6 protein-coding genes and 1 pseudogene are annotated in these 11,332 nt (G+C 70.9%); 4 read left to right on the forward strand and 3 right to left on the reverse strand.

Annotated elements, in window-relative coordinates; genetic code table 11:
- The first annotated feature begins 103 nt into the window (after positions 1 to 103).
- From ABZ464_RS42335 to ABZ464_RS42345, 3 genes are read left to right on the forward strand one after another with little or no spacing between them, the layout of a single operon-like run.
- Positions 104 to 1,537 (forward strand): sugar porter family MFS transporter, encoded by a 1,434-nt coding sequence (locus tag ABZ464_RS42335; protein WP_359287230.1) that lies wholly within the window; start codon positions 104 to 106, stop codon positions 1,535 to 1,537.
- Positions 1,534 to 1,839, forward strand: coding sequence for a WhiB family transcriptional regulator (locus ABZ464_RS42340; protein ID WP_359287231.1), 306 nt, complete (start codon positions 1,534 to 1,536; stop codon positions 1,837 to 1,839). The genes ABZ464_RS42335 and ABZ464_RS42340 overlap by 4 nt, the downstream gene beginning before the upstream one ends.
- A gap of 52 nt (positions 1,840 to 1,891) precedes the next feature.
- Positions 1,892 to 4,693 (forward strand): AAA family ATPase, encoded by a 2,802-nt coding sequence (locus tag ABZ464_RS42345; protein WP_359287232.1) that lies wholly within the window; start codon positions 1,892 to 1,894, stop codon positions 4,691 to 4,693.
- Between the two features lie 109 nt (positions 4,694 to 4,802).
- Here the strand turns inward: ABZ464_RS42345 and ABZ464_RS42350 are convergent, their stop codons facing one another.
- The gene (locus ABZ464_RS42350) at positions 4,803 to 6,332 is read right to left on the reverse strand and encodes a UDP-N-acetylglucosamine 1-carboxyvinyltransferase (RefSeq protein WP_359287233.1); all 1,530 of its coding nucleotides are present in this window, start codon (positions 6,330 to 6,332) and stop codon (positions 4,803 to 4,805) included.
- A gap of 75 nt (positions 6,333 to 6,407) precedes the next feature.
- Positions 6,408 to 7,249, reverse strand: a pseudogene (locus ABZ464_RS42355) (class I SAM-dependent methyltransferase).
- Between the two features lie 221 nt (positions 7,250 to 7,470).
- On the opposite strand from ABZ464_RS42355, the gene acnA reads away from it, so the two are divergent.
- Positions 7,471 to 10,200, forward strand: coding sequence for an aconitate hydratase AcnA (gene acnA, locus ABZ464_RS42360; protein WP_359287234.1), 2,730 nt, complete (start codon positions 7,471 to 7,473; stop codon positions 10,198 to 10,200).
- 62 nt (positions 10,201 to 10,262) lie between these two features.
- Here the strand turns inward: acnA and ABZ464_RS42365 are convergent, their stop codons facing one another.
- Positions 10,263 to 11,270, reverse strand: a complete 1,008-nt coding sequence (locus tag ABZ464_RS42365; protein WP_359287235.1) for a helix-turn-helix transcriptional regulator — start codon at positions 11,268 to 11,270, stop codon at positions 10,263 to 10,265.
- Positions 11,271 to 11,332: the final 62 nt, after the last annotated feature.

The raw sequence follows: 11,332 nt of genomic DNA on the forward strand, positions 1-11,332 counted from the left end.
GTCCGCTACGACCGCTACGTCCGCCAGGCCGTCAGCTCCCGCCCAGGCCGTCAGCTCCCGCCCAGGCCGGTGCGCACCCGGTCCTGTGAAGGAGTCCTTGTCCATGACCGCGAACGCCTCTTCCGCGGGGCGGGCCCACTCAAGGGCCGCGCTCCGCCCGACCAACCTCCGGCGCGTCACCCACATCTCGGCGGCCGCGTCGATCGGCGGCTTCCTGTTCGGCTACGACAGTGCCGTCATCAACGGCGCCGTCACCGGGATCCGGCATCGGTTCGATGTCACCTCCAGCGAGACGGGCACCATCGTCGCCTCCGCCCTGCTCGGTTCCGCCTTCGGAGCGGCCGTCGCCGGACGTCTCGCCGACCGCGTCGGCCGTCGGCGTGTGATGCACCTCGCCGCGGCCCTCTTCGCGATCAGCGCGCTCGGCTCGTCCATGCCCTTCTCCGTCTGGGACCTGGGCGCATGGCGCATCGTCGGCGGTATGGCGATCGGCCTCGCCTCGCTGATCGGGCCCACCTACATCGCCGAGGTCGCGCCACCCGACCATCGCGGGCGGCTGGCCTCGTTCCAGCAGGCGGCCATGGTGCTCGGCATCACCGCCTCCCAGCTCGTCAACTGGGGCATCCCCCAAGGGGCCGACGGCAAGAGCGAGAATCCGCTGGGTGCCCTGCATGCCTGGCAGTGGATGCTGATGGCCGCGGTCGTACCGGCGCTCACCTACCTGTTCCTCACCCTGCGCATCCCGGAGTCACCGCACTTCCTCGTCGCGAGGGGGCGTGAGGTCCAGGCCCTCGCCGTGGTGCGCGACCTCCAGGGCACTTACGCGGGCTTGCAGAAGAGGATCGCCGAGATCCGGCACGCTCTCAAGACTGATCACAAGCCGCGGGTACGCGATCTGCTCGACGCCCGTTTCGGGCTGCTGCCGATCGTGTGGGTCGGCATCGGGCTGGCCGTCTTCCAGCAGCTCGTCGGCATCAACGTCATCTTCTCCTACTCGTCGCTGCTGTGGCAGTCGGTGGGCATCGACCAGGCCAACTCCCTTCTGATCAGCCTGTCCACGTCGATCGTCAACATCGTCGGAACGGTCGTGGCGGTGCTGCTGATCGACCGGGTCGGCCGCAGGCCGCTCGCGCTGACCGGTTCGGCCGGCATGGCCGTGTCGCTGGCCTTCGCGTCCTGGGCCTTCTCGTACAAGACGGGCACCGGCGGCAGTCTCTCCATCCCGGACGCCCAGGGTGCCGTGGCGCTGGTCGCCGCCCACACCTTCGTGTTCTTCTTCGCGGTCTCCTGGGGTGTGGTGCTCTGGGTGATGGTCGGCGAGATGTTCCCGCTGCGGATCCGCGCCGCCGCGATGTCGGTGGCGACCGCCGCGAACGGGATCGCCAACTGGGCCGTCACCGAGAGCTTCCCCCGGATGTCGGACTGGAACCTGTCGTCCACCTATGCCGTCTACGCGGGTTTCGCCGTGCTCTCGTTCGTCTTCGTCGCCGTCCGGGTGCGCGAGACCAATGGCAGGAAGCTGGAGGAGATGGGATGACAGCGCCACGTGCCGCGGCCTGCCGAGGTGCCGACATCGAGACCTTCTTCCCCGCTCCGGGCGACCTGGTGACCGCCCGGCGGGCGCTCATGATCTGCGGTCGGTGCCCGGTGCGGATCCCGTGTCGCCGGTACGCGCTCGACCACCGGGAGCGCCATGGGATCTGGGGCGGCCTGACCGAGGAGACCCGCGAGACGCTCATCCGCATCGGGCCGCCGCAGGCCCTGGCTGCCGAGTCGGACGAATCCGACGCCGAAGACCTCGTCCTTGGGGTGCAGACGAAGGTTGAGTCGTTCTACTGATGGTGTGATCGCCTCCAAGGTGTAAAGGGCCGCGGCTAGGATGCGGTGCGACGTGACTCCCTGCACGGAGGAAGCCGCACATGCCCAGCTCAGCAGCAGCACACGCGCGATGATCGGCCGGGACGAGGAGCTGCGAATCCTGCGCGGGCTGCTGGCGGAGGCGGCGGACGGACACGGCGGTGCGCTGTTGATCCACGGCACCGCCGGCGTCGGCAAGTCGGCTCTGCTGCGCCTGGTCGGCGCAGAGGGCACCGTGGGCGGCTTCAAGGTGCTGAGCGCGACCGGTGTCGAGACCGAGCTGTGGCTGCCGTTCGCGGCGCTGCAACTGCTGCTGCGACCAGCCGCCGACGGCATCGGGAGGCTGCCGTCCCCGCACCGCACCGCGCTCGTCGACGCCTTCAGCGCCAACCAGACCGAGCCTCATGTCTTCCGGGTCGCGCTCGCCGTGCTCGAACTGCTCGCCGACGAGACCGACCGGCAACCGCTCCTGCTGCTCGTCGACGACCTGCAGTGGATCGATTCCCCGAGCCGGGACGTCCTGAGATTCGTCGCCCGACGCACCCGCGACCTCCCGGTACTGATCGTGGCGGCGTCCCGGGTTCACTCGCCCGACTCCTATGCCCCGAGCGCGCAACCGGACCTCCATCTGCAACCGCTCGGCCGGTCTGCCGCCGCCGAACTGCTCGACGCGGGTGTACCGGACCTGTCGCCGCCACTACGGGCCCTCATCCTGGAGCGCGCCGCGGGCAACCCACTGGCCCTGGTCGAGTTGCCCAAGACGGTGCAGGACATCACGCCGCAGCTGGACGACCTGCCCCTGACCCAACGGCTGGAGGACGCGTTCGCCGCGCGGACGGACACGGCGAGCCCACAGTGCCGAACGCTCCTGCTGGCCCTGGCCGCCGAGCCCAACGCGCCACTGAACCGGCTGCTGGAGGTGTCGAGCCGGCTGACGGACACGACGGTTTCCGTGGAAGCGGTGCAGGAGGCGATCGACGCGGGCCTGGTCAGTCTGGCCGGCCGCAGCCTCGAGTTCCGTCATCCCCTGATGCGCTCGGCGATCTACACCCGCGCCACGGTCGCCGACCGGCTGGCCACCCACCGCGCCGTCGCCGCGGCCATGGCCGACACCCCCGAGCGTCGGCTCCTGCACCTCGCGGCCGCGACGCTCGGCCCGGACGAGGGACTCGCCGCCCGGCTGGAACGCTTCGCCGACGCGGCGCTGGCCCGGGGCAAGGTGGCCTCGGCCATACCGGCCCTGAGCCAGGCGGCCGAGCTCGTCCAGGACGCGCGTCGCAGGACCGAAATCCTGGTCCGGGCGGCAGAGTCGGCCAGCGACATCAACGACCGGGTCCACACCCAGCTGTTGCTGGACCGGGCCGACATGAGCGAACTCGGCCCGCTGGAGCAGGCCCGCCTCATGGTCGTGTCCGACAAGGCGGCGTTCGAACCCGACGAGCCGCAGCGCCGGATCGAGGACATGGTGACCACCGCGGCCGGCGCGTTCGACGCGGGCGGCGTGCAGGTCGCCGAGAACCTGCTGTGGCGGGCGGCCGCCCGGTGCTTCTTCCAGGACGGCGACGCGCGGGTGCGCACGCTGGCCGCGGCCGAGCTGGACCGGTGGAATCCCGATCCGGACGCTCCCGTCGTGCTGACGGTACGGGCGTACACCGAACCGTTCCGGTCCGGCGCCGGGGTGATCGCACGCCTCGCCGGCCTTCGGCCGGACCGTGAGGACGGCCGGATCATGCACTTCCTCGGCAGCGGCGCGATGGTCCTGGGCGACGCGACCCTCGCCGCCCGGTACCTGTCGTCGGCGGCCTCGGTCTGGCGGTCGCAGGGCAGGCTCGGGCTGCTCGCCCGGTCCCTCGCGGGCAGCTGGCCGCGGGTGTACCTCGGCCAGCTCGACCGTGCCCGCGAGGAGTCCGGCGAGGGTCTCGCCCTGGCCGAGGAGACCGGGGAGTGGATCGTCTGGCTGGGGGTGAAAGCGACAGGAAGTCTGGTGGCGGCGCTGCGCGGGGAGACCGAGGACGCGGCGCGAATGCTCGGCGAGCTGCGCGCCCACCGGCTGTTCCCCGGCATGCCGTTCGCCGCCGTCATGGCCCAGCAGGTCGAGGGCCTGCTCGCGCTCTTCGACGGCCGCACGACCGAGGCATACGATGCACTCGCGCGCGCGTTCGATCCGGCGGACCCGCATTACCACTCGGTCAGCCGCTGGCTGCTCGCACCGGACCTGGCCGACGCCGCCGTGGCCGCGGGAACCGTGCAGCAGGCCCGGGAACTCCTGCACGGACTCCCCGAGCTGGCCGCCCGGCTCCCCTCGGAAATGATGGTGGTGGCCCACGCCTACACCGAGGCGGTGCTGGCGCCGGACGACACGGCGCGGGAGCACTACAACGCGGCACTGGCCGCCTTGCCCGCCGGCTGGGTCCTGGCACGGGCCCGGCTGCATCTGCACCACGGCCGCCGGCTGCGACGGCAGCGGCACTACGTCGACGCCCGGAGTCCGTTGCGCAGCGCCCGCGACGAGTTCGACCGGATAGGCGCGCGGCCCTGGTCCGAGATGGCTCGCGAGCAGTTGCGCGCCGCCGGAGAGTCGAGCGGCCGGCGGCACGCGAACACCAGCGACCGGCTGTCGGCCCAGGAGATGCAGATCGCGGTGCTCGCGTCGCAGGGACTGAGCAACCGGGAGATCGGCCAGCGCCTGTTCATCTCGCACCGCACCGTCGGAGCTCACCTGTACCGCATCTATCCCCGCCTCGGCATCACCAGCCGGGGCAGGCTCGCCGCCGCGCTCGCGGCTCTCCAGGACGGACACCCGGAGAGCGGCCCGCCAGGCGCCGACGCCGGTTGACGACGCGTCCCTACGCCCAAGGGGGACCAGGGGGCGTACTCGCCGGAATGCCCCAGGTCCCGGCCGTCCTGGCTAAGGAGGGGTGCGGTAGGGCTTTCCCCGAAGGGCGTCAGATGTCCCGGAAGATCTCGATCTGCGCCCCGACCGAGTTCAGCCGCTCGGCGAGATCCTCGTAACCGCGGTTGATGACGTACACGTTCCGCAGGACGGACGTGCCCTCCGCCGCCATCATCGCCAGCAGGACGACCACGGCCGGGCGCAGGGCCGGCGGGCACATCATCTCGGCGGCGCGCCAGCGGGTGGGGCCCTCCACCAGGACCCGGTGCGGGTCGAGGAGCTGGAGGCGGCCGCCGAGGCGGTTGAGGTCGGTGAGGTAGATCGCGCGGTTGTCGTAGACCCAGTCGTGGATGAGGGTCTTGCCCGAGGCGACGGCCGCGATGGCCGCGAAGAACGGCACGTTGTCGATGTTCAGGCCGGGGAACGGCATCGGGTGGATCTTGTCGATCGGCGCCTCCAGCTTGGAGGGCCGCACGGTGAGGTCCACCAGCCGGGTGCGGCCGTTGTCGGCGGTGTACTCGGGCGTGCGGTCGTGGTCGAGGCCCATCTCCTCCAGGACCGCCAGCTCGATCTCCAGGAACTCGATGGGGACGCGGCGCACGGTCAGCTCCGACTCCGTCACCACGGCGGCGGCCAGCAGGCTCATCGCCTCGACCGGGTCCTCGGAGGGGGAGTAGTCGACGTCGGCGTCGATGTCCGGGACGCCGTGCACGGTGAGGGTGGTGGTGCCGATGCCCTCGACCCGTACGCCCAGCGCCTCCAGGAAGAAGCACAGGTCCTGGACCATGTAGTTGGAGGAGGCGTTGCGGATGACGGTCACCCCGTCGTGCCGGGCGGCGGCCAGCAGCGCGTTCTCGGTGACCGTGTCCCCGCGCTCGGTCAGCACGATCGGCCGGTCGGGGCGTACGGCGCGGTCGACGACGGCGTGGTACTGCCCCTCCGTCGCCGCGATGTCCAGCCCGAACCGGCGCAGCGCGATCATGTGCGGCTCGATGGTCCGCGTGCCCAGGTCGCAGCCGCCGGCGTAGGGCAGTTTGAAGGCGTCCATGCGGTGCAGCAGCGGGCCGAAGAACATGATGATCGACCGGGTGCGTACGGCGGCGTCCGCGTCGATCGCCGCCATGTCCAGCTCGGCGGGCGGCACGATCTCCAGGTCGACGCCGCCGTTGATCCAGCGGGTGCGCACACCGATGGAGTTCAGCACCTCGAGCAGACGGTAGACCTCCTCGATCCGGGCCACCCGGCGCAGCACCGTGCGCCCCCGGTTGAGGAGGGAGGCGCACAGCAGGGCGACACAGGCGTTCTTGCTGGTCTTGACGTCGATGGCGCCGGACAGCCGACGGCCGCCCACGACCCGCAGATGCATCGGTCCCGCATAGCCCAACGAGACGATCTCGCTGTCCAGCGCTTCACCGATTCGAGCGATCATCTCAAGGCTGATGTTCTGGTTGCCGCGCTCGATCCGATTGACGGCGCTCTGACTGGTGTTGAGCGCCTCGGCCAGCTGTGCCTGTGTCCAGCCACGGTGCTGCCGGGCATCACGGATGAGCTTGCCGATGCGTACGAGGTAGTCGTCTGCCATGAGGCTGAGGTTATCTCAGATATGAGATGGCGCCTGTTGGGGGGTCCGTTCGGGTGACTCCCCGTCAACGGCGCCTCAGCGGTCGGCCCGCGTCCTGCGCCACATCCTGATCTCGGTCGGCGGGAGGTGCTCGGCGAAGCGGCCGTCGGCCGACTCCCGGAGGATCGCCGCCCGCAGGTCCCGCTCGAAGTCCGCCAGCCGGGCGCCGAACAGGTGGGGCGCCGAGTCGGACCGGGAGAACGCCCACGCCACGAGGTCGTCGGAGGTCCGGACCGCGACCTGTCCGGCCGGTACGGCGTGCCGCCCCGCGTGCTCGAAACCGGCCCCGGCGAAGACGGCGTCCTCCCCGCCCGGGGTGCCGTCGACGAGCACGCCCTGTCCCGCCCGGCGGACCGGACCCAGATACCGCCGCACCAGCTCACCGATCGGCGCCTACGGGGGAGCGGGCAGCGGCACCGTGGCCGGGGGCGGGTCATGTAGGTCGGCGATGTGGACGAGCGTGCCGCCCGGCTCCAGTATCCCGCGCACGGCGGCGGCGACCTTCTCGCGCTCGGTCCAGTGGAAGGACTGCGCGAACGCCACGACCCGGAACCCGCCCAGCCCGGCCGGCAGGTCCTCGGCCCGGGCGGCCACCCAGCGCGCGCGTTGTCCACCCCGTCCCGGGCGGCCCGCCGCGCGGCCTCGGCCAGCATGTCCTCGTCCGGGTCGAGCCCGATCGCCTCGGCGAAGAACCGCGCCAGCGGGAGTGTCACGATCCCGGGCCCGCACCCCACGTCGAGCAGCCGCCCCCGCCCGTCCAGCCCGAGCGCCCCGGCCAGTGCCTCTGCGAACCCCGGGGCGTACGGCAGCCGCCCCCGCTCGTAGTGGACCGCGCTCCCCCGGAACGGCGTCCTGTCCCACCGCCACCCTTCGGGCATGCCGACCCCCCTCGTCACGAGAGAGCCCAGGGGTGTGACGAGCCCGGGCATGACCATCCAGCCCCCATGTACTAGAGTTATCTCGACATCGAGATATCTGCCGAGGCGCACCGCAGCCGCACGGATCACCGGTCCGGTAGTAAGGGTTACCTAACTTAGCCTGACCTTAGCGGATCGGCCAAGCCTGCGTGGCGGCAGGATGCGGTGGTACGCGCACATCAATGAAGGAGACCGTCGTGTCGGCGAACAGCTTCGACGCCCGCAGCACGCTGCAGGTGGGCGACGAGTCGTACGAGATCTTCCGCCTGGACAAGGTGGAGGGCTCGGCCCGACTCCCCTACAGCCTCAAGGTCCTGCTGGAGAACCTGCTCCGCACGGAGGACGGCGCGAACATCACCGCCGACCACATCCGCGCCCTCGGCACCTGGGACTCACAGGCCCAGCCCAGCCAGGAGATCCAGTTCACGCCGGCCCGCGTCATCATGCAGGACTTCACCGGTGTGCCCTGTGTGGTCGACCTCGCCACCATGCGTGAGGCCGTCGCGGCGCTCGGCGGCGACCCGGCGAAGATCAACCCGCTCTCCCCGGCCGAGATGGTCATCGACCACTCCGTCATCGCCGACAAGTTCGGCACCAACGACGCCTTCCAGCAGAACGTCGAGCTGGAGTACGGCCGCAACAAGGAGCGCTACCAGTTCCTGCGCTGGGGCCAGACCGCGTTCGACGACTTCAAGGTCGTCCCGCCGGGCACCGGCATCGTCCACCAGGTGAACATCGAGCACCTGGCGCGCACGGTCATGGTCCGTAACGGCCAGGCCTACCCCGACACCCTGGTCGGCACCGACTCGCACACCACCATGGTCAACGGCCTCGGCGTCCTCGGCTGGGGCGTCGGCGGCATCGAGGCCGAGGCCGCGATGCTCGGCCAGCCGGTCTCCATGCTCATCCCGCGCGTCGTCGGCTTCAAGCTCACCGGCGAGCTGCCCACCGGCACCACCGCCACCGACCTGGTGCTCACCATCACCGAGATGCTGCGCAAGCACGGCGTCGTCGGCAAGTTCGTCGAGTTCTACGGCGAGGGCGTGGCCGCCACGAGCCTCGCCAACCGCGCCACCATCGGCAACATGTCCCCGGAGTTCGGCTCCACCGCCGCGATCTTCCCGATCGACGACGAGACCCTGAACTACCTCAAGCTCACCGGCCGCTCCGCGCAGCAGGTCGCGCTCGTCGAGGCGTACGCCAAGGAGCAGGGCCTCTGGCTGGACCCGAAGGCCGAGCCGGACTTCTCCGAGAAGCTCGAGCTGGACCTGTCCACCGTCGTCCCCTCGATCGCCGGCCCGAAGCGCCCGCAGGACCGCATCGTCCTCGCGAACGCCGCCGAGCAGTTCAAGAGCGACGTACGCAACTACGTCGCCACCGCCGACGAGGCGGGCGAGGAGTCCTTCCCGGCCTCCGACGCCCCGGCCGCCAGCAACGGCGTGCCCACCAACCCGGTCACCGTCACCGCCCCCGACGGCTCGACCTACGAGATCGACCACGGCGCCGTCACCGTCGCCGCGATCACCTCCTGCACCAACACCTCCAACCCGTACGTCATGGTCGCCGCCGCGCTGGTGGCCAAGAAGGCGGTGGAGAAGGGCCTGACCCGCAAGCCCTGGGTCAAGACCACCCTCGCCCCGGGCTCCAAGGTCGTCACCGACTACTTCGACAAGGCGGGCCTGACCCCGTACCTCGACAAGGTCGGCTTCAACCTCGTCGGCTACGGCTGCACCACCTGCATCGGCAACTCCGGCCCGCTGCCGGAGGAGGTCTCCAAGGCCGTCAACGACCACGACCTCGCGGTCACCTCGGTCCTCTCCGGCAACCGCAACTTCGAGGGCCGGATCAACCCCGACGTCAAGATGAACTACCTGGCCTCCCCGCCGCTGGTCGTCGCGTACGCCATCGCGGGCTCCATGAAGGTGGACATCACCAAGGACGCCCTGGGCGCCGACCAGGACGGCAACCCGGTCTTCCTCAAGGACATCTGGCCCTCCGAGGCCGAGGTCAACGACGTCGTGGCCAACGCCATCGGCGAGGACATGTTCTCCAAGTCCTACCAGGACGTCTTCGCCGGCGACGCCCAGTGGCAGGCGCTGTCGATCCCGACCGGCAACACCTTCGAGTGGGACCCGCAGTCGACGTACGTCCGCAAGCCCCCGTACTTCGAGGGCATGACGATGGAGACCACCCCGGTCTCCGACATCACGGGCGCCCGCGTCCTCGCCAAGCTGGGCGACTCGGTCACCACCGACCACATCTCGCCGGCCGGCGCCATCAAGGCCGACACCCCGGCCGGCAAGTACCTCACCGAGCACGGTGTGGAGCGTCGTGACTTCAACTCCTACGGCTCCCGCCGAGGCAACCACGAGGTCATGATCCGCGGCACCTTCGCCAACATCCGCCTGCGCAACCAGATCGCGCCGGGCACCGAGGGCGGCTACACCCGCGACTTCACCCAGGTCGACGCGCCGGTCTCCTTCATCTACGACGCGTCGCAGAACTACCAGGCCGCCGGCACCCCGCTGGTCATCCTGGGCGGCAAGGAGTACGGCTCCGGCTCCTCCCGCGACTGGGCCGCCAAGGGCACCGCGCTGCTCGGCGTCAAGGCCGTCATCACCGAGTCGTACGAGCGCATCCACCGCTCGAACCTCATCGGCATGGGCGTCCTGCCGCTGCAGTTCCCGGCCGGCCAGAACGCCGACTCGCTCGGCCTGACCGGCGAGGAGACCTTCTCCATCACCGGCGTGACCGAGCTGAACGACGGCACCACCCCGAGCACGGTGAAGGTCAGCACCGACACCGGCGTCGAGTTCGACGCGGTCGTCCGCATCGACACCCCCGGCGAGGCGGACTACTACCGCAACGGCGGCATCATGCAGTACGTGCTGCGCAACCTGATCCGCAAGTAAGCGGTACGGCACGCAGGTCGAGGGCCGCATCCCCGGTGACGGGGGTGCGGCCCGCTGCGTTCCTACACCCAGCCGCGCTGCGCCGCCCGCATCCCGAGCTGGAACCGGCTGGCCGCCCCCAGCCGTTCCTGGAGTTCGCTCACCCGCCGCCGCAGCGTCCGCAGACTCACCCCCAGATGGCGGGCCACCGCCTCGTCCTTCATCCCGGCCGCCAGCAGCCGCGCCAACGTCCGCTCCCCCTCGCTGAGTTCGCTGTCCTCGACCGGCCGGCCCAGCGGCGTCGCCTGCTGCCAGGCCATCTCGAACAGTTTCTGCAACGCCTCGGTCACCGCCGAATGCCAGATCACCACGGCGCAGTACCCACCGGCCGCCGACGAGGTCAGCGGGAGCATCGCCCGGCACCCGTCGACCACCAGCAACTTCATCGGCACCACGGGCAACACCCGGGCCCGTTCCCCGAGTTCCGCCATCCGCCAGGCGCGCGAGAGCACCTTCGGGTCCTCCAGGGCCGTCGCCGCGTACACCCCGCGGGAGACGATCCCGCGACGCAGCAGATCGGCCTGGAGGTCCACCTGAGGGGCGGGCGGGGCGAGGTACGGCGGTGTGTCGAACAGGCACACCTCGTGCTCGGCGCGCGCGTACAGCTCCTCCAGGCGGGCCGCGATGGCTCCCTCGCCGGAGGCGACCTCGACCAGCCGGGACGGTTCCTCGCGCAGCAGCCCGGCCTCGTACGCGGTGGCCATCTCCTCGGCGGTGGCGGCGATCAGCTCGGACTCCGTCTCGCGCCGCCGGATCAGCGCGCGGATCGCCACCCGGGGGTCGACCGCCCTCAACCCGCCCATGGAGTCCGGTGGTTGGAGCAGCCCGAGCACGAGCAGCCGCTCGCAGGCCTCGCGCACCCGCCTCGGGGACGCCCCGGTCAGCAGCGCCCAGCCGGCCGCGCCGGCGTCCGGCTGGTGAAGGATCGCCCGGTACACCGTCTCCTCGAACGCGGAAACCCCCACCGCGGCCCAGGGGCTCGCGGCGGGGGTCGGTCCCGCTCCCGCCGTGTCATATGCCATGTTCCCCATGGCCCGGCACGGTAGAGGATCTCTGTTAAGAACGCCGCACGGGACTGCGCGGCCCGCAGGGA

The sequence above is a fragment of the Streptomyces sp. NPDC005820 genome (genome assembly GCF_040630255.1).
In the GTDB taxonomy this organism is placed as follows: domain Bacteria; phylum Actinomycetota; class Actinomycetes; order Streptomycetales; family Streptomycetaceae; genus Streptomyces.

Coding starts and splice junctions, on each gene's coding strand:
- ABZ464_RS42335 (WP_359287230.1), top strand. CDS start 104: ATGACCGCGAACGCCTCTTCCGCGGGGCGGGCCCACTCAAGGGCCGCG.
- ABZ464_RS42340 (WP_359287231.1), top strand. CDS start 1,534: ATGACAGCGCCACGTGCCGCGGCCTGCCGAGGTGCCGACATCGAGACC.
- ABZ464_RS42350 (WP_359287233.1), bottom strand. CDS start 6,332: ATGGCAGACGACTACCTCGTACGCATCGGCAAGCTCATCCGTGATGCC.
- acnA (WP_359287234.1), top strand. CDS start 7,471: ATGAAGGAGACCGTCGTGTCGGCGAACAGCTTCGACGCCCGCAGCACG.
- ABZ464_RS42365 (WP_359287235.1), bottom strand. CDS start 11,270: ATGGGGAACATGGCATATGACACGGCGGGAGCGGGACCGACCCCCGCC.